This is a genomic window from Ruminococcus bromii, from assembly GCF_928721825.1.
Taxonomy (GTDB): domain Bacteria; phylum Bacillota; class Clostridia; order Oscillospirales; family Acutalibacteraceae; genus Ruminococcoides; species Ruminococcoides bromii.
On sequence record NZ_CAKMVP010000003.1, the window covers coordinates 890,552 to 908,166 of the forward strand.

Sequence of the window (17,615 nt, forward strand, 5' to 3'; positions counted from 1 at the left end):
TATAATTTAAAGAGAGCGTTGCTCAGATTCAATTATTGTATAAAAAATATAGCAACAAATTTTAACACAAAGGAACAAATAATGAATAAATTTCAACTTATAACCAATGAGGTAAAAAAGGTAATAAACGGTAAAGACAGGGCGGTTGTCACCACTCTGCTTGCGTTGCTCACAGGCGGAAACATTCTTATTGAGGATATTCCGGGTGTGGGAAAAACAACAATGGCGGTTGCGTTTTCAAAGGCGCTCGGTCTTGAATACGGCAGAGTACAGTTCACTCCAGACACCTTGCCGTCAGATATCACAGGCTTTGCGGTCTATAACAAGGATACAGGAAAATTTACTTTCAACAAAGGCGCTGTATTCTGTAATCTTTTTCTTGCAGACGAGTTAAACAGAACTTCAAGCAGAACACAGGCGGCTTTGCTTGAAGCAATGGAAGAACGGCAGGTAACGGTTGAGGGCAGCACTTTCAAGCTTGAAAAGCCTTTTTCTGTTATCGCAACGCAAAACCCGACAGGAGCGTCGGGAACACAGCTTTTGCCTGATTCACAGATTGACCGATTCACGGTAAGGCTTTCAATGGGATATCCCGACAGCGATGCGGAATGTAAAATGCTGCTTAACAGAAGCGGTAAAAATCCCCTTAACTCAGTAAACTGCATTGTATCCAAAAATGAATTTCTTGATATGCAGTCGGAGGTTCAGAATGTTTTTGTCAGCGACGATATGGCAAGATATATTGTGTCACTCATTTCGGCAACAAGAAAGCATCCGTTGCTTTCAAGAGGTGCAAGTCCCAGAGCAACGCTCTCGCTCAGCGATATGGCAAAGGCTGTTGCATTTGCCGAGGGCAGAGATTACATTGTGCCGAGAGATGTTCAGAATATTTTTGTCTGCACCGTAAATCACAGGATAATTCTCAATGCAAAAGCCTCTGCATCAAAAAAGAACGGCGAAGAAATTCTGCACGAAATTCTCAGAAAAACTCCAAAGCCGAGGACTTGAAAATGATAAGGAACATAATAATTTATCTTTGTCTGCTGACAGGAACATTTTTGTTCAGCATTTTTTATTATGCTTGGTTTTCGTGGTTCTTGTTTCTGACGGTCGTTTCAATTCCGATAATCTCGCTTTTGCTGAGTCTGCCTTTTATGATACGGAGTGCTTGTTCGGGCATTGAAATTTTTGCAAAAAACAATGTTTATGTGAAAGACGATTTTTACATTGCAATATCAGGCAAGAAGAAGAAACCGCTCTTCTGCCCTATGCTCACGCTGAACATAAAATCGACCAACCTTACAACTAATCTTTGTAAGAACATAAAAATCAGATTTTCGGGTACATTTACAAAGCCATTAATCAGACAATGCAACAGTCTTACACAGCATTGCGGACAGCTTGACATTGTATGCAAAAACGGTAAAGTTTACGATATGCTTGGTATATTTTTTATTCCGATTAGAATAAAAAAGCACAGCTTTGTTCGTGTTCTTCCAAAGTCGCAAAAGCCGGAAATCATCCCCGACAGCAGTAATTTCACGGTTACGGGATACAAGCCTAAGCCTGTCGGCAACAGCGAAATTTATGAACTTCGTGAATACCGTCACGGTGACAGTCTGCGCAATGTTCATTGGAAGCTTTCGTCAAAAAGTGACGATTTGATTGTGAAAGAACCGAATGTTCCGATAATTAAGAACTGTCTTATAATGCCTTTTTTCGGAGATAATGCAGACGAAAATGATGTTGTTTTTGCAAAGCTGATGTATGTCTGCCGATATATGATTAAAAGCATAGGCATTTGCTTTGCATGCGACAGGAACGGCAATCCTTTCGAGATAAGATGCGAAAACGATATATTAAACTATTTTTCCGCACTCTATCTAAACACGGAAAGCAACTTTGTTGCCGACACAAATGATTTTCAGCATTATAGTATATTTGCCGATCGTGAGGAGGTTGACTTGTTGTGAAAAACAAAACAAGCTTTACGATTGACATTCTTCTCTGCGTAACATTGATTTCAAGCCTGTTTTACTGTCTTGTCACCTCTTTTGATATAAAAACAGAATGGTACATCATAGTAATTCCTACGGCAATTTTCTGCACAATTTACGGATTGCTTGCCTCCCTTGTCAAAAAGTCGGGTGTACTGTTTATCAGCGTAGCAATCACTATGATTGTTTTTGTATTTACTCTGCTGTTTTCACTTGAAAGCATACTTGAGCAATTGAGTTATGCTATTACTCAGGTTTTAAAACCGCTTTCGCAGTATCTTCCCGTACAGAACAAAATCATTTTGGGAGATACCCTCGGCACAAGCGCAACAGGACTTTTTGTGTTTATTTCGGCAATACTGAGTGCTGTTTTTACAATCAGCCTGATACGATACAAGCGTATTTTGATTCCGTCATTGCTGTCAATGGTACTGCTCGTCCCCTGCTTCATTCTTGTAAACACTCTTCCGTCGCTCGTTTGTCTTTTTATTGCAATTGCAAGTCTTATTGCCTTGTACATTTCAAAGAACACACGCAAATTCAGACCGTCACAGGGCGGTGTGATTGCGGCAATTTCATTCGGAACAATGCTTGTTGTGATGACAATTTTGCTTGCGTTCAATCCGATTGAAAAATATGAGCGATTTGACTGGCAGGAAAACCTTTTGCAGAGCATTGAAAACAGCTTTAATATTGATGACGGACGAAAAACTTCCACAGAAAAAAACCTTAATGAAATCAAAGGTTCACTTGAAGAAAAAGAAAATCTCAACGATATTTCTCCGCTGACGCAGACGCATACACCTGTTATGACGGTAACTTCGGCAGTTGGCGGTAATATTTATCTCAAAGGCGCAGCATATGCCGACTACAGGGACAATATATGGAGTATCATTTCCGACAATGATGCCGCAAGATATCCGCAGGATTTCGTACCGTTTACGGCAACAATCGGAAACAATGCTTTAACCGATACAAGAGTTCATATGCTGAATGAAAGTAAGATTGCCTATGTTCCCTACTTTTTGGAAAGTCTACCCGACAATCTCAATTCGGTTGCCGATGTGTGCGTAAAAAACGATACGGATAAAAACGAATTTTATTATTCGCACTATCCGTTTTATGCCGAAAACACATACAGATACAATAATTCAACCGAAGCGGAAAATTACAAAGCATTTGTGTATGATACATATCTTGAGATTCCGAGGAAAACACAAATTGAATTGCGTAGAATTGCAGACCAAGAGGGCTTTCTCGACTCAGAGCTTACCGTTTCCGAAAAGATTGAAATGGTAAAAAATTATATTTCAAGCAGTAAACCCTATTCACTCAAAACTCCGAAAATGCCTTCGGGCAAAGATTTTGCAACTTGGTTTCTCAACGAGAGCGACACGGGATATTGCGTTCATTTTGCCACGGCCGGCACGCTTATGCTGAGGACACTCGGGATTCCGGCACGATATGTTACAGGCTACTATGCAACCGCATACGCAAATCAAACCGTGACCGTAACAACCGATAACGCTCACGCATGGGTTGAGTATTACAGCGATACGGCGGGTTGGATTCCGCTTGAATGTACACCGTCATCGTTTCAGCCGGCAAGGTATGTCGGCTCTCAAAGAGCAAACGGTGGCATTACTGACACAACTCAGCCAACAACCGTTGAACCGACAACAGCACCGACTTCTCCGACAAACGGCACGGTTTCTCACAGCACAAAGCCGAAAAATGACATTAAATCTTCATTTGAATTTAACGGATTTACAATCGCTATGATGTCATTGGGAATTGTTGCCCTTGCTTTAATCGCAATTTTCTCAAGAAGAATTATCATTATCAAAAAAAGAAAACAAAGATTTGAAACAGGAAGAAACAATAAAAGGGCAATCTGCATTTATAAAGAACTTAAAAATCTCACGAAAATTTCGCATCTTCTGATTACAGATGAAGTGAAATCCGTGTATGAAAAGGCGAGGTTCAGCAATCACACGATAAGCGATGATGAACTGAAAATTATTGAAAACGCTTACTATAATTCCGTTGAAGAAATTTACAATAATCTCCCTCGCATCAAAAAGCCGTATTACAAGTTCATAAAAGCGATAAAAATCAAAACCACCCGTCCAACGGGTGGTTTGCTCTAGGGCTATAAGCCCATGCTACCGGCCAGCGTCTCAAGACGCTGGCTTTCACTTGGTTCAAGCCTATTGCCTTTGCCTCTTTCGCCACCCCTTAAAGGGTGTTTGTATTACTCGCCACCCTTAAAAGGGTCTTCATATTCTCGTACACTTAATTTATCTAGTGCTATATCATGCTTTTCTTGGTCTTCTATGTATTTCCTTATGGTTGCTTCATTTAGACCTACTGTACTCACATAATATCCTTCTGCCCAAAAGTGCCTATTTCCAAACTTATACTTCAGATTTGCGTGTTTCTCAAACATCATTAACGCACTTTTTCCTTTTAAATATCCCATAAAACTTGACACACTCATCTTCGGTGGTATACTTAAGAGCAAGTGTACATGATCTATCATCATATGCCCCTCTAGTATCTCCACTCCTTTGTACTGACATAACAATCTTATTATGTCTTGCAAACTCTGTCGATACTGTGCATATATTATTTTTCTTCTATACTTTGGCACAAACACTACATGGTATTTGCACATCCATTTTGTGTGGGATAAACTATTTGTTTTATTTGCCATTAAAATCACCTTTCTTTTTTTACAATAGACTTGAACATTCTTATTGTAATACGATTGGTGATTTTTTTGTATAACTTTTTATGCACACCCGCATAGCGGGTGGTTGTTTGTGCCACGCAAGCGTGGCACTGGGTAAACCCATTAATAAGAAACGCTCCCGTTCAATGCGGGAGCGTTTTTCGTTCTTAGTATCACAACAAAAGGCTCTTGAAAACGACTCAAGAGCCTTAGATTTTGCTTTATATTATTTAAAAAGATTCTCTTTGTCATAATAATCCTTATCGACAAACTCGTCCTTTTCGTCAAGATTGCTGTCACTGCTCTTGAAAAGTCCCGAGCCAAAACGATAATCGTGATTTGCCATTCTGCGAATTCCGTAAGCAAGAATTGCAACACACACCAAAATCCAGAAAACTAACCAAAACATAAACAACACCTCTCAAAAGCAATACAATGTTAGTATTTTTGTTTAGCTGATTATACCATTGCAACATTATATTGTCAATATATTTTTATTAATATTCATTAATAAATGTAAGAACTTTTCTTACTGTTTCAACACTCAATTTATCAGTGTTGCCGTATTTGAGAAAAGAATTGACATTACCTGCATTAAGGTTCAATTCCTTATAAATGCGGTAGTTTGTAATACACTTTTGCTGTTTAACTTCACAGATTTTTTTATACATCAAATTTTTAATTTTTGTTTCATTATTGTGTTTGTTTAATCTGTAAAGGTAGTTATCATAGATTGTTTTGTACTCGCTTAATTCTTTTTCGGAAACATATTTTCCAACATTATTGTCCGTAATTCCCGAAAGTTTTTCGCAACCGTCATTAAGATAGTCGTACTTTTTAATAAGTTTATTCTTTAAATTTTTATCGGTAAACATCATAAGATAAAGACATAAAGCATCTTTAAGGCGAAAATTATTTTCGGCAAGTTTTGAAAACGAGTACAACGATGTTCCGCCCACTCCCGACAATTCCTGTAGTTGTGAAAGAAGATATCCTTTAAAGGTCAACGCTCTCATTTAAACCTCTCCAATAAATCAGATAATAAATAATAGTATTATTCTATTAGTAATATTTTTATTTGTCAACAAAAAATTGTAATTTACCGACATAATTTTGCAAGTTAGGGTTCGGTACTGTTAATTTTCTTTTTGATATGGTAAAATGGTTGATGAACGGAGGGAATGCGATGTTTAATGTTACAATCCGTCAGGTTGGAATTGAGGAACGAGAAGAAATTATAATTTGCTGTCATGAAATCAGCGACGAGGTTATGTCGCTTGCAAACAGCATTAAGGGGCAGAAACGTTTTCTTCTTGCATCAAAAGACGGCGAGATGTTCAAGCTTGACACAAAGGAAATTTTCTACATAGAATCGGTTGACAACAAAACCTTTATATACTGCAAAAACAATATTTATGAAACCAAACAAAAGCTGTATGAGCTTGAGGAAATTTTAAAAGGGACAAAATTTTTCAGATGTTCAAAGTCGATGATACTGAATATCGGTAAAATCCGTTCCGTGTCACCGTCTGTCAACAGCCGTTTTGAGGCAAAGCTTGCGAACGGTGAAACGGCAATTATTTCAAGGCAGTATGTGCCGACCTTGAAGAAAAAGCTTGGAATGTGAGGTATTGTTATGAATGATTCTTTAAAGGAAATTATAAAGGAAATCATAAAGGACTTTTTCATAATCACGGTTGCAATGCTTTTTGTTGTAAGCCTTGCAAATTCAATTGCGTTAATCGAATACTATCCCCCCTATTTTCCGTGGGTTGTAATGGGAACAGGTGCGGTAACTTCAATTCCGAGTCTGCTTTTTTACTTTAAAGAAGAACCCACCAAACTGCAGGCACGCATACGAATTGTCATTCATTTCTGCCTTATTCAGGCAATTGTTATGACCGAGGGATTTTTACTTGGTTGGTACAAGAATTTTCCTATGGCGCTTTTGGTTTTTGCAATGGTTACCGTCGTGTATCTGTTGACATTCCTTTTCAGCTACATTACACGGACAAACACGGCAAAGTCAATTAATGAATCGCTCAAAAGATTTAACGCTGACGAGGATTATCAGGACGAATAACTGCATTTTGACATACAAAATTGCAACTTACTCCCCTCTTTTTGCAACACAGCTAAAATTGCTTTTCTTTTGAATTGCAAGGTGCTACTATGTTGACAGAAGGAGGGGATTTTTAATGAGTAACATAATCGAAGTTAAAAATCTTGTAAAGAATTATAAAGATGTTCACGCAGTAAATGATATATCATTCACGGTTGAAGAAGGTTCGTTTTTCGCATTTCTCGGAATTAACGGTGCAGGCAAATCAACCACAATCAACATTCTTTGTACGGTGCTTGAAAAAACATCGGGCAATGTTAAAATCGGCGGATATGACCTTGACAAAGAAAAGAACAAAATCAAGGAGCTTATCGGAATTGTTTTTCAGGGTTCTGTACTTGACAAACAGCTCACCGTTAAAGAAAATCTTGAATCGAGAGCGTCATATTACGGACTCAACAAAAAAGAAATCGCCAAAAGAATTGAGAGCCTTACACAAACCTTTGACCTTTCGGAAATTCTCAAAAGAAAATACGGCACATTGAGCGGTGGCCAGCGCAGACGGGTTGACATTGCAAGGGCGCTTATTAACCGACCTAAGCTCCTGTTCCTTGACGAACCGACAACGGGACTTGACCCGAAAACAAGGCTGCAGGTGTGGGAAATCATCCACAATCTTCGCAAAGAAACAGGACTTACGGTATTCCTCACAACCCACTATATGGAAGAAACAGTTGACTGCGACAATGTGGTGATTATTGATTCGGGCAAAATTGTTGCCAACGATTCTCCGCATAATCTCAAAAAAGATTATTCGTCAAACAGCCTTGTTTGGTACACGGAAGAAAATTCTGAAAACGATAATCTTCTCAAGGCCGATAATCTCGAATTTGAAAGAGTCGGAGATGCGTATAAAATCAAAATCAAAAACAGCAGACAGGCTCTTGAAATCACAAACAAACATACTGAAATTGTCGATTTTGAGATTATCAAAGGCAATATGGACGATGTGTTTCTGACCGTAACGGGTAAAAGGCTGGGTGACTGATATGAAATTTCAAAGAACACTTTGCTCATACAAGGGTATGACAAAACGAAATATAAAGGTATATTTAAAGGACAAAACCGCAATTATCTTCTCAATGATGACGCAGATTATCATACTCGGACTCTATCTTTTATTTCTCAAACAGAATTATGTAGATTCAATGACTTCAATGCTTGACGGCTTCAACATCAAAACAGAGGACAATTTGATTAACGCACTTGTAAATTCATGGCTTGTATCGGGCGTTATCGGAACATCTGTTGTTACGGTTGCAATGAACTCGCTTTCGGTAATGATTTCCGACAAGCAGAACAAGATTGACTACGACTACAACGCTTCTTCCGTAAAGGGCAGTACGGTTGTTCTCTCCTACTTTTCGGGTGCGGTTGTAAACACAATTGTAATCAGCGCAATTTTGCTGACGGCAGGCATCGCATTTTCGTGCATATCGGGTTCAAGCTTTCCCGAATTTACAGAGCTTTTAAAATTATACGGACTTGTGATTTTAGGCTCTGTTTCGGCTGTACTTATTCTTATGTTTGTTGCGTCATTCTTCAAAAAGAATTCAACCTATGCCGCATTCAACACACTTATTTCGGTTGCAATCGGTTTTGTAATCGGTGCATACATCCCCGTCAGCCAGTTTTCGGACGGAGTTCAGACATTTGTAAATCTTATCCCCGGCTCACACATTGCGGCCATGATAAGAAATGTGCTTGTCAGCCCGTGCATTAACGATATTTCGACCTCACTCGCAGGAGCAGACCACGGAATGTTTGCCGCAGAGGCAGAAAAAGCGTTTGCAACCAACCTCAACCTTTTCGGAAACGAAGTGGATTTCACATTTATGATGATGTACTCAATCGGTGCAATCGTACTTTTCCTTGTCCTCAACCTTATATCATACAAATTCAGTTCAAAACGCAAGGACTGATTTATGGCAGATAAAAAGCCGACACTCCGAAAAGTGTCGGCTTTTTATATATAGTTACTTCCAAACTTCTTCTGCAATTTCTTTTACAAGAGCAAGCTTTGCCCACTGCTCTTCCTCGGTAAGCTTATTACCGATTTCGCATGATGCAAAACCGCACTGCGGACTGAGATACAATCTGTCAAGCGGAATATACTTTGCCGCCTCATGAATACGATTGATTACAGTCTGCTTATCCTCAAGAACAGGTGACTTTGTTGTGATAAGACCGAGAACAACCTTTTTGTCACCGCTCACATATTTTAACGGTTCAAAACCGCCTGAACGCTCATCGTCAAACTCAAGATAATAAGCGTTGACATTTTCTTCACCGAAAAGTTTCTCTGCAACAGGATCATATGCACCGCTGCTGAAGTATGCAGAATGATAGTTACCTCTGCAAACATGAGTATTGATTACGAGGTCATCGGGCTTACCCTCAATTGCAAGGTTGTTTACCTTGAGAAGTTTCTCACTGATGCTCTTAAAATCTGCATCCTCGCCATAGCGGTTTACGCTACCCTCCGCAACAAGAACGCCCCATGTGCAGTCGTCAAACTGGATATTTCTGCAACCTGCATCGTAAAGATCTTTGATTACCTTTTTGTATCCGTTTGCAATATCGTTTATAAGTTCTTCATCTGTCGAATAGAACTTCCTTGTCGTTTCAATATTTGCAGGAATGATGAACTGCTGGAAAAACTGTGCGGGAGCAGGAATTGTCTGCTTTGCTACTGTGTTTTCATCCTCAAGAGCTTTTACAAATTTGTAATGTTCAACAAACGGATGACTGTCAACCGAGATTTCGCCGGAAAGCCATGTATCGTCAATCAAAGCCTGTTCGCCGTGGAATGCAACACCGTTTTCGGTTTTTTTGTGTTCAACTCCGTTAAATCCCCACATGAAGTCAAGATGCCATGTTGCTCTGCGGAATTCACCGTCGGTAATCGCTTTTATACCGGCTTTTTTCTGTTTTGCAACAAGGTCAAGAATAGCCTTGTCCTCAACTGCGGTAAGCTCTTCTTTTGTGATTTTACCGTTTTCAAAATCAAGTCTTGCTTTTTTAAGATAATCGGGTCTTAAAAAGCTGCCTACTGTTTCAAATCTAAATGGTGTGTGCTGTTTACTCATCTTAAATACCTCCGTGGAAATTTGATGAGTTAATTATATTATGAATTCACAGACTTGTAAAATACTTGTTATCAGCCGTTTGCTATTAGTTTTTCTTATATCAAATATGTTTCTTTAAAGCCTCAATATATGCCTCGGCAAGGTTACTGTGCAGAATCTTTTTATTTTCGATATAACCGATTTTCATACCCCCCTCTTCATCAAGGGGGATTGCGGTTATATTATCACCGTTAAGCTCATTGTCGATTACACCGCTGCAAACTGTGTAGCCGTTGAGTCCGATTAAAAGGTTGAACAGGGTTGCCCTGTCGGTCACTCTGATATTTTTTGTACGCCCGACCGTGCTGAAAATTTCTTCCGAATAATAGAAAGAATTATGCTCCCCCTGTTCAAACGAGAGATACGGATAATCGGCAAGCTCCTCCATTGTAACGGATTTTTTGTCTGCAAGCGGATGGTCGGTTGATACAAACACATGAGGCTTTGCCGTAAAAAGCTCGGTAAATGTCAGCGACTTTGATTTTATAATTTTCATCAGCGCATCTTTGTTGAAGCTGTTGAGATAAAGGATTCCGATTTCGCTTTTCATCTTTGCAACATCGTCAATAATTTCGTAGGTTTCGGTTTCACGAAGTGAAAAATCGTACTCCTCGCCTGCAAACCGTCGGATAAGATCAACAAATGCATTGACTGCAAACGAGTAGTGCTGGGTTGAAACGCAGAACTGTTGCTTTATCTTTGTTCCCGACTTATACACTCCCTCAAGCAGGCTTGCCTGTTCAAGAACCTGTCGTGCATAACCGAGAAATCTTTCACCCTCGTTTGAAGTTACAACGCCCTTGTTTGTGCGTGTAAAAATCTTTATGCCCATTTCCGTTTCCAACTCACGGATTGATGTTGTAAGTCCCGGTTGGGAAATAAAAAGTTCTTTTGACGCTTCACTCATTGAGCCTGTGCGGGCAACGGTGACAACATATTTCAACTGTTGCAAAGTCAACCTTGTTCAATCCTTTCAAAAAACAAATTCCCTCATTCAACATAGAAAACACGGTTTTCTCTTCTCGGTGAAGTTTTGGGATATTCACCGTTCACATAACCGATAACGCAGTGACCGATACCCTCATAGTCACCCTCAATACCGAGTGATTTGAGAATTTCTTTGCCCTCTTTGCTTTCAAATTCTTCCTTTGCACGGTGAATCCAACAGCTTCCGAGTCCCTCATCATGGGCGGCAAGCATAAGATTTTCCATTACAAGAGTACCGTCATACAGATATGTGGGAGCAGCTTTGTCGGCAAGCACAATCAGCACAACGGGAGCGTTGTAGAACGGATCAACATCTTTTCCCATAATTTCGGCATTCATTCTTGAAAGCCTGTCACGCATTTCTTTGTTTGTAACGGCAACGATAATAACCGGCTGTCTGTTCATTCCTGACGGTGCATACAGACCTGCGGAAATGATTTCGTCAATAACTTCCTTTGGCGGCATTTCAGACTTGAAGCTGCGGACGCTTCTTCTTGATTTCAGTTTTTCGATAAATTCACTCATTATGTAAACCCTCTCATTCCTCGTAAAATTTTGCAAAATCCTCAACAGATTTTCTCTTTGGTCTTACGATTTCGGAATCAGTGTAACCGACTGCGATAACGCTGACAACAGCCTCTGTTTCGGGAATGTCAAATTCTTTTCTGAGTTTTTCACCATCACGGATACCCATAACAAGGGTCGAAATGCCGAGTTCGGTTGCCTTTAGCAAAAGTGCCATATTGTTAAGGCCGAGATCGTAATATGCCCAGCCGTTGCCGATTTCAGTCACGGCAGTACCGTCTTTGTCAAAACCCGAACGATTGAGAACAACTGTTGTCACGATATATGCGGACGCATTTTCTGAATTTTTCCTGTTAAATTCGGGGAGTGCCTCTCTTACGGCATTCTTACTTTTCTCGCCTGTTGCAACATAAAAGCGCGGCGTCTGCGAGTTCTTCCACGAAGGAGCAAGATTTGCCGCCGACAGCATTTCGTCAAGCAGGCTTTTGTCAACTTTTTTATCTATATAATGTCTTGTGCTTTTTCTGTTATTTAAAGCTTCGGATAATTCCATAATCAAACCTCCAACATTTTTATACCTATATTGTACCAACGGAGTGGGAATTATTCAAGAGTTAAATCAGAATATAGAACAAAATCGGTATAGTGAAAACTGCCGTCAGTTGTGACACAAGCGCCATACTTGCCCCGTCATCGGGACTTTTTCCGTAGGCTGACGGAATGATTACCGTGTTAAGTCCAAGCGGCATTGCGTTTGCGCAAAGTGTTGCAACAACTGCCTCCTGAGGTGCGTTAAAAAGCTTTAATACAAGCACCGAAACCGTTGGCAGAAACACAAGGCGGATTCCTGCAACAACATAGGTCTGCCATTTGCCGAAAAGATTTGCAAGACTGTAGCCGCCTATTACAAAACCTGTCAGAATCATTGCAATGGGCGACATACAGGCGGCGGTTGAATTGATTATTGTTGTAACAAGTCTGAATTTCGGGATCGGCAATAAACCGAGAATTGCCCCGATAAAGATTGAAACAAAAATCGGATTGACAAAATTTTTCATTGAAAATTTGCCGTGTCCGTTCGGCACAAGCCACGCAATTCCTATTGAATAAGTAAACAAATTGAGCGGTAAAGTAAACATAAGATAGTCGAAAAGCTCCATACTTTCGGTGCCGTATATTCCCGACACCATTGCAGTTCCGACAAATCCGAAATTTGAAACGGAAATTGAATAGCGGTACACCTTTTTCAAATATTCCGTTTTGCCGAGATACCTTGAAACGGCAAATCCCGTTGCAATGCAAAACAGCAGAACTCCCGTGCTGTAGGCAATGAACACCCATTTTTCGCTTATGTTTTTTACCGTACAATTGGTGCGGAAGGTGTTGATTACAACTGCAGGCATAAGAATTCTGTTCTCAAGCTTTGAAAAAATTTCGGCTGAATTTTCCGGCAGAAATCCGCCCTGTCGGATTATAAAACCGATAAATATAAACGAAAACAAAACCGCAATTTGAAAAATCACCGATGAAAAAATCTCCACAAATCCGCCCCCTTTTAAAGCCAAAACACCCCCAGTCCGAGCGGCTGAGGGTGTAAGCTTCAAATCAAATTACTTGCAGCTGCACTTTGCTTCAAAGCTCTGGCAGTCCGTACACTGACAAACAGTCGGATTTGCCTCATGAGTGCCGACCTTGATTGCCTCAAGCGAACAGTAGTCCTTTGTGCTGTTGTGATGCTTACAGTTTGTTACCGAGCACATAATGCTCTGATTACAATATGCATTGTTTTCCATAGTATTCATTCTCCTCATTCATTTTTGCGGATTAGCCGCTTTTTATATTGTTTCTGCATTTTGCGGATTTATACCGCACACTTTGAAACATCTGCAATAAAATGTACTGAGGTGAATTACATGAATGTTGTATCGGCTGTTTTTCTTGTTGTTTTTGCCGTAATCGGAATTTGTGCATTTGTCCGTGAATTTACAATTTTTCTCTTTCGCAGCAGAAAAAATAATACCGTTATGTTTGTTGCTCCCATCAGCGGAAAATGTGAAAATGCCGAATATATTTTGCGAAGTGCTGCCGCAAGGGTAAAATGGATAAGCAGAGGAAGAAACGACTGTGTAATTTGCCTTGACTGCGGTATGGACGATGAAACAAAAAGAATTTGCCAAAAAATATGCAGTGACTACGGCTTTGCAAAGCTTTTGACAAAACAGGAATTTTTTGAAATGATAAAGTGAAAATTCAAACGAAATTCAAACAAAAAAGCTGCCGCGGAAAACTCTGTGGCAGCTTTGATTTGTTATAATATTTCAGAAATATTTCAGAAAAATTTCGTTGTCTGCAGGCTCTCCTCGGTAATTTCAGCGGGCTTACAGTCGCCGTTATAATTTTCAAAAAGTTCAACGGTGGTTTTGCATAAATTTGCACTGCATCTTAGTTAGGTTTTAAAACATCCGAGTCATCTCTCACCCATTTTATCCATTTTACAAGGTAAAAAACAAATCTAAATAAATATGCACCAAGCAACAAACTGCTGAAAATTATATTAAATTTGTGACCATGACTTGCATACACAATACTGACAGATTCAGGATCTATTAAATACTGTACATCCAAGCACATCTCCGAAACAGCAAAATCGATATTTATAGCATACTTTGTCAGCAACAAAAGCAACTGAACAAGGTAATATCTTATCTTCTGTTTTCTGCTTACAAAATCATAACTTTCAACCGCAACACTTTTCACATGAGCATTTTTGGTAATCTGAATATCTTTCACAACTTCTTTAGCATCAAAGAAGTTGTATCTGATATAATTTCCTACAGAAAAACTTATTTTACTATTTGACCTTATATCAATTTCAATTTTCTTAATAAAAAAGTTTGTTTTATTATTCCAACTGAGTATATGATTTAGAATGCCTCTGTTTTTATACCCTTGAACCAATGTAGGTCTAAAACTGAATGACATTGATTTTAAAGTGCTTTCAAGATTATAATCTTTCATTTTAGTTCCGATTACAATCATTGTATGCTTACCCTGCGGCAGTTCAATATTAAAGCTCGGATTATCTTTACTAAGGCAATACGACTTATTATTTATATAAATATGTAAATACCAACGAAGATTTTCTCCGACTACTTCTAAATTCACCATTTAGTCATCCATAAAAATTCACCTGCGATTATAAATCAATCGTCTTCACTAATCTGATACAAAAACACAAATTCTGTCTTGTTGCCGTTTTGGTCGGTATATGACAATTCTTTGCTGAGACAATCAGGTTTATTTTCAAGCTTGTCATAGTTATCCTTCATAACCACTTCATAATTAACCTTAGCGTCAGAAAATTCGATATAATTATCAAGTTCAATCTTGCTTTGCGGATTTTTTCTGCTCTGACAGTTGAGTAATGCAGTATCTCCAAGGTCGTAGTATTTGTTATCTTCAACTGACATTCCCTCAACAACAATTGTATCTTCATTGCTATCATCAGTATATACAAGCCAAATTGCAGATTTTTCTGTTATGTCAACCGTAGCAATTTCTTCTTTTACATCAAAGCTTGCATCTGCGTGATTATACGCTTCGAGGGGCGTATCATAATAATTTCCGTTGATAACAGTGTTTCCAATCTGCTGTGTGCCGAACGGTGCAAACAAAAACACACCAATTGCAGCAGCTGCTGTTACCGCTATTAAAATAATCTTTTTATTTTTCGGCTGCATATAAATCTACCTTTACATTTAAAATAAAAATACAAACAGACCTGACAAAAGGTATGCAATTAATGATATTCCTTCACATTTTACATATTTTGAAATTTTTTCGACTTTTTCTGTTCTTTCATCAAAGAAATCGTATTTTGACAAAAGTTTTCTGTAATCTGAAAAGGAAGTGACAAAATATGAAACTGCAATTATCAAGCCGATTGCGTAGAGAATTACTACCCACAGCAAGCCCACTATATCGTAATACTTTGTGAACAGGCTGATATAAAAGAAACCTGCCTGAAAAACTAAGGCTATTTTTACATTTTTCAAAACACGGTTGCACTCGTACCCGTGATTTTTAAAGTCTTTATCAGATTGATAGTAGCTGTCGGGAATCAACTTTGTGTTCACATAAACCCTTCTGCCAAAAACTTTTGCAGTTCCCGACCAAATAACCAACAACAGCATAAGAAAGATTATAATAAAATTAAAAAAGAAAAATTTCGGCATCAACATTATCATATCGGTTTCAATAAACAAATCTGACAAATAAACGACTCCGTTTAAAACAAAAATCCATTCTGTCATTGTACTTTCATCTTTTAAAAGCGCATATGCCGTAATCGTTGTTAATGCAATCAAAAAAATCAGCAAAATCAAAAACACGACAAGGTCATATTGATTTCCTGTTTTAAAATAGTTTACAAATGAGCCGAATACCGAATTGTATATTGTGGTAAAAAACATTTTCATCTGCAAAGTACACAGACAATAAACTATATTAACAAGCATAAGCACAATAAAAATGCTCTGTAAGGTTACGGTTATAATCCCCGCTGTGTTTTTTGACTTCATTTTGTTCACTCCTACACAAAATTGTCTGCCCTTAATTGTCTGCCCTTATTGTATTAAACAATTATACGGCTGTCAAGATTTTACCGTTACCGAGATCATAAAAATAATTTTAAGAATATATATTCAAAGAAATAAAATTGTGGTATAATGATGAAGAGTATATACAAGGTATGTACAGGCAACACAGGTTGTCTTTGATTAAGGAAGTGGCAAAATGAAAAAACTATTTACTATTATTGTGTGCAAGGTTCTGAAATTTGTCGGAGGATTGCTCGGCAAGGGCAGCAGTCTGCCGGGACAGATTGCGCTTAAACTCTGCCCCGATATTCTCGGACGAATTGAACTGCCGAAATATATTGTTGCCGTAACAGGCAGTAACGGCAAGACATCTACCGTTGAGATGATTGCACATATTCTTTGTGAAAGCGGCAAAAAAGTTGCCTGGAACAAAGAGGGTTCTAACCAGATTGAGGGCGTTACAACTCTTATTCTCGGCAGTTGTACTCTTTCGGGCAAGGTTAAGTCGGACATTCTTCTTATTGAAAGTGACGAACGCTTTGCAAAATATACATTCAAATACATCACACCTACTCACTATGTTATCACAAACCTTTACCGTGACCAGCTCACACGAAACGGTCATCCGGAATGGGTTTACAATGCCGTAAAGGAGAGTATTCATCCCGAAACTCAGCTTATTCTTAATGCCGACGATCCGCTTGTTTCGTGCTTTGGCTACGGCAGGGATAATGTTGTGTGGTTCGGTGCAGGCAATCTTCCAACCGATACAAAGGCGTTTGTCGGTGTTTACAATGACGGTGCATACTGCCCTCATTGCAAATCTCCGATGACATATTCAAGCTATCACTACGACCACATAGGCAACTATGAATGCCCTAACTGCGGTCTTAAAAGACAGGATACAAGTTACACAGTTACATCTGCCGATCTTGAAAAAGGTGAAATTACAATCAACAATAAGTACAAGATTGAACTTACACTCAAATCGCTTTATAATGTTTACAATTTGCTTGCGGCATTTACCGTTGCTTCAATCACAGGTGTTGACGGCAACACAATTGCAAAGAGCCTGAGCAATTATGTTCTCAAAAACTTCCGTGTTGTAACATTCACACTCGGAAACAGAAAGGGTACGCTTGTTACATCAAAACATGAAAACAGCATTTCGTACAATCAGTCACTCAAGCTTGCCGCATCCGACAAGGATAAGTGCGATGTTTTGATTATTGTTGACGCAGTCAGCAGAAAGTATTTTACAAGCGATGTTTCATGGCTTTGGGACATCAACTTTGACCTTCTCAAAAGCGACAATGTAAAGAACATTGTGCTTGCAGGAACATATTGCAACGACCTTGCAACAAGATTTTCTTTCTCAAAGGTTGACAGGAACAAAATCAAGGTTATCAAAGACATTGAAGAAGCCGTTGATTATCTTGACAATGACCGCAAAGAAAAGATTTATGTAATTACCTGTTTCTCGGACAAGGGTAAATTTCTTGAAAAGGTAAAGGTGGACTGATT

Annotated in this window: 21 protein-coding genes; 9 read left to right on the forward strand and 12 right to left on the reverse strand. The window is 38.9% G+C overall.

All coding sequences use genetic code 11. The annotated features are described in order from the left end of the window. The first annotated feature begins 81 nt into the window (after positions 1-81). The 3 genes from QDI94_RS04510 to QDI94_RS04520 are packed head-to-tail and all read left to right on the forward strand — an operon-like array spanning position 82 to position 4,147. Positions 82-1,008 carry an AAA family ATPase gene (locus QDI94_RS04510; RefSeq protein WP_278867489.1) on the forward strand — a complete coding sequence of 309 codons (927 nt, stop codon included), beginning with the start codon at positions 82-84 and terminating at the stop codon, positions 1,006-1,008. A 2-nt stretch (positions 1,009-1,010) separates the two neighbouring features. Then, a complete protein-coding gene (locus tag QDI94_RS04515) occupies positions 1,011-1,973 on the forward strand; it encodes a DUF58 domain-containing protein (protein WP_278867518.1) in 963 nt (320 codons plus the stop codon). Continuing rightward, the gene (locus QDI94_RS04520) at positions 1,970-4,147 is read left to right on the forward strand and encodes a transglutaminaseTgpA domain-containing protein (RefSeq protein WP_278867520.1); all 2,178 of its coding nucleotides are present in this window, start codon (positions 1,970-1,972) and stop codon (positions 4,145-4,147) included. Before QDI94_RS04515 ends, QDI94_RS04520 begins: the two co-directional genes overlap by 4 nt. Before the next feature lie 104 nt (positions 4,148-4,251). Here the strand turns inward: QDI94_RS04520 and tnpA are convergent, their stop codons facing one another. From tnpA to QDI94_RS04535, 3 genes are all read right to left on the reverse strand, one after another. After that, complete coding sequence (gene tnpA / locus QDI94_RS04525; protein ID WP_101105764.1) at positions 4,252-4,713, reverse strand: IS200/IS605 family transposase; 462 nt, start codon at positions 4,711-4,713, stop codon at positions 4,252-4,254. A gap of 244 nt (positions 4,714-4,957) precedes the next feature. Next, complete coding sequence (locus QDI94_RS04530) at positions 4,958-5,140, reverse strand: hypothetical protein (protein WP_278867522.1); 183 nt, start codon at positions 5,138-5,140, stop codon at positions 4,958-4,960. A gap of 88 nt (positions 5,141-5,228) precedes the next feature. Then, positions 5,229-5,747, reverse strand: a complete 519-nt coding sequence (locus QDI94_RS04535; protein WP_278867525.1) for a hypothetical protein — start codon at positions 5,745-5,747, stop codon at positions 5,229-5,231. A gap of 170 nt (positions 5,748-5,917) precedes the next feature. Here QDI94_RS04535 and QDI94_RS04540 point away from each other — a divergent pair, with 170 nt between their 5' ends. From QDI94_RS04540 to QDI94_RS04555, 4 genes are all read left to right on the forward strand, one after another. Further along, positions 5,918-6,358, forward strand: coding sequence for a LytTR family DNA-binding domain-containing protein (locus QDI94_RS04540; protein WP_278867528.1), 441 nt, complete (start codon positions 5,918-5,920; stop codon positions 6,356-6,358). 9 nt (positions 6,359-6,367) lie between these two features. Next, complete coding sequence (locus QDI94_RS04545) at positions 6,368-6,814, forward strand: DUF3021 family protein (protein ID WP_278867531.1); 447 nt, start codon at positions 6,368-6,370, stop codon at positions 6,812-6,814. Between the two features lie 115 nt (positions 6,815-6,929). Then, complete coding sequence (locus QDI94_RS04550; protein ID WP_278867534.1) at positions 6,930-7,841, forward strand: ABC transporter ATP-binding protein; 912 nt, start codon at positions 6,930-6,932, stop codon at positions 7,839-7,841. A 1-nt stretch (position 7,842) separates the two neighbouring features. After that, positions 7,843-8,775 carry an ABC transporter permease gene (locus QDI94_RS04555; RefSeq protein WP_278867535.1) on the forward strand — a complete coding sequence of 311 codons (933 nt, stop codon included), beginning with the start codon at positions 7,843-7,845 and terminating at the stop codon, positions 8,773-8,775. Positions 8,776-8,829: 54 nt separating this feature from the next. On the opposite strand, the gene QDI94_RS04560 is transcribed toward QDI94_RS04555, so the two are convergent. The 6 genes from QDI94_RS04560 to QDI94_RS04585 all read right to left on the reverse strand — a co-directional run bounded on the left by QDI94_RS04560 (position 8,830) and on the right by QDI94_RS04585 (position 13,286). Beyond that, the gene (locus tag QDI94_RS04560) at positions 8,830-9,942 is read right to left on the reverse strand and encodes a 5-methyltetrahydropteroyltriglutamate--homocysteine S-methyltransferase (RefSeq protein ID WP_046433635.1); all 1,113 of its coding nucleotides are present in this window, start codon (positions 9,940-9,942) and stop codon (positions 8,830-8,832) included. Positions 9,943-10,042: 100 nt separating this feature from the next. After that, positions 10,043-10,939 (reverse strand): LysR family transcriptional regulator, encoded by an 897-nt coding sequence (locus QDI94_RS04565; RefSeq protein ID WP_278867537.1) that lies wholly within the window; start codon positions 10,937-10,939, stop codon positions 10,043-10,045. 32 nt (positions 10,940-10,971) lie between these two features. Continuing rightward, positions 10,972-11,493 (reverse strand): nitroreductase, encoded by a 522-nt coding sequence (locus QDI94_RS04570; RefSeq protein WP_117519687.1) that lies wholly within the window; start codon positions 11,491-11,493, stop codon positions 10,972-10,974. A 13-nt stretch (positions 11,494-11,506) separates the two neighbouring features. Beyond that, a complete protein-coding gene (locus tag QDI94_RS04575) occupies positions 11,507-12,046 on the reverse strand; it encodes a nitroreductase family protein (protein WP_278867541.1) in 540 nt (179 codons plus the stop codon). Positions 12,047-12,107: 61 nt separating this feature from the next. Next, positions 12,108-13,034, reverse strand: a complete 927-nt coding sequence (locus tag QDI94_RS04580) for an AEC family transporter (RefSeq protein ID WP_278867544.1) — start codon at positions 13,032-13,034, stop codon at positions 12,108-12,110. 69 nt (positions 13,035-13,103) lie between these two features. Next, entirely contained in the window at positions 13,104-13,286 is a 183-nt protein-coding gene (locus QDI94_RS04585; RefSeq protein WP_015524182.1) for a DUF1540 domain-containing protein, read from the reverse strand. A gap of 120 nt (positions 13,287-13,406) precedes the next feature. Between QDI94_RS04585 and QDI94_RS04590 the strand changes: the two genes are divergently transcribed. Next, on the forward strand, positions 13,407-13,739 hold the full coding sequence (locus QDI94_RS04590; protein ID WP_278867547.1) for a hypothetical protein: 333 nt from the start codon (positions 13,407-13,409) through the stop codon (positions 13,737-13,739). Positions 13,740-13,935: 196 nt separating this feature from the next. Here QDI94_RS04590 and QDI94_RS04595 read toward each other — a convergent pair whose 3' ends face one another. From QDI94_RS04595 to QDI94_RS04605, 3 genes are read right to left on the reverse strand one after another with little or no spacing between them, the layout of a single operon-like run. Then, positions 13,936-14,661, reverse strand: a complete 726-nt coding sequence (locus tag QDI94_RS04595) for a hypothetical protein (RefSeq protein WP_278867550.1) — start codon at positions 14,659-14,661, stop codon at positions 13,936-13,938. A gap of 35 nt (positions 14,662-14,696) precedes the next feature. Beyond that, entirely contained in the window at positions 14,697-15,233 is a 537-nt protein-coding gene (locus QDI94_RS04600; protein ID WP_101029191.1) for a hypothetical protein, read from the reverse strand. Between the two features lie 18 nt (positions 15,234-15,251). After that, positions 15,252-16,073: a hypothetical protein gene (locus QDI94_RS04605; protein WP_278867551.1), complete on the reverse strand. Its 822-nt coding sequence runs from the start codon at positions 16,071-16,073 to the stop codon at positions 15,252-15,254. 214 nt (positions 16,074-16,287) lie between these two features. Between QDI94_RS04605 and QDI94_RS04610 the strand changes: the two genes are divergently transcribed. Then, positions 16,288-17,613: a Mur ligase family protein gene (locus tag QDI94_RS04610; protein ID WP_278867553.1), complete on the forward strand. Its 1,326-nt coding sequence runs from the start codon at positions 16,288-16,290 to the stop codon at positions 17,611-17,613. The last annotated feature ends 2 nt before the right edge of the window (positions 17,614-17,615 follow it).

Bases quoted from the DNA above. Each gene is read 5' to 3' on its own strand.
- QDI94_RS04510 (WP_278867489.1), top strand. From the start codon at position 82: ATGAATAAATTTCAACTTATAACCAATGAGGTAAAAAAGGTAATAAAC.
- QDI94_RS04515 (WP_278867518.1), top strand. From the start codon at position 1,011: ATGATAAGGAACATAATAATTTATCTTTGTCTGCTGACAGGAACATTT.
- tnpA (WP_101105764.1), bottom strand. From the start codon at position 4,713: ATGGCAAATAAAACAAATAGTTTATCCCACACAAAATGGATGTGCAAA.
- QDI94_RS04530 (WP_278867522.1), bottom strand. From the start codon at position 5,140: ATGTTTTGGTTAGTTTTCTGGATTTTGGTGTGTGTTGCAATTCTTGCT.
- QDI94_RS04535 (WP_278867525.1), bottom strand. From the start codon at position 5,747: ATGAGAGCGTTGACCTTTAAAGGATATCTTCTTTCACAACTACAGGAA.
- QDI94_RS04540 (WP_278867528.1), top strand. From the start codon at position 5,918: ATGTTTAATGTTACAATCCGTCAGGTTGGAATTGAGGAACGAGAAGAA.
- QDI94_RS04545 (WP_278867531.1), top strand. From the start codon at position 6,368: ATGAATGATTCTTTAAAGGAAATTATAAAGGAAATCATAAAGGACTTT.
- QDI94_RS04550 (WP_278867534.1), top strand. From the start codon at position 6,930: ATGAGTAACATAATCGAAGTTAAAAATCTTGTAAAGAATTATAAAGAT.
- QDI94_RS04555 (WP_278867535.1), top strand. From the start codon at position 7,843: ATGAAATTTCAAAGAACACTTTGCTCATACAAGGGTATGACAAAACGA.
- QDI94_RS04560 (WP_046433635.1), bottom strand. From the start codon at position 9,942: ATGAGTAAACAGCACACACCATTTAGATTTGAAACAGTAGGCAGCTTT.
- QDI94_RS04570 (WP_117519687.1), bottom strand. From the start codon at position 11,493: ATGAGTGAATTTATCGAAAAACTGAAATCAAGAAGAAGCGTCCGCAGC.
- QDI94_RS04575 (WP_278867541.1), bottom strand. From the start codon at position 12,046: ATGGAATTATCCGAAGCTTTAAATAACAGAAAAAGCACAAGACATTAT.
- QDI94_RS04585 (WP_015524182.1), bottom strand. From the start codon at position 13,286: ATGGAAAACAATGCATATTGTAATCAGAGCATTATGTGCTCGGTAACA.
- QDI94_RS04590 (WP_278867547.1), top strand. From the start codon at position 13,407: ATGAATGTTGTATCGGCTGTTTTTCTTGTTGTTTTTGCCGTAATCGGA.
- QDI94_RS04595 (WP_278867550.1), bottom strand. From the start codon at position 14,661: ATGGTGAATTTAGAAGTAGTCGGAGAAAATCTTCGTTGGTATTTACAT.
- QDI94_RS04600 (WP_101029191.1), bottom strand. From the start codon at position 15,233: ATGCAGCCGAAAAATAAAAAGATTATTTTAATAGCGGTAACAGCAGCT.
- QDI94_RS04605 (WP_278867551.1), bottom strand. From the start codon at position 16,073: ATGAAGTCAAAAAACACAGCGGGGATTATAACCGTAACCTTACAGAGC.
- QDI94_RS04610 (WP_278867553.1), top strand. From the start codon at position 16,288: ATGAAAAAACTATTTACTATTATTGTGTGCAAGGTTCTGAAATTTGTC.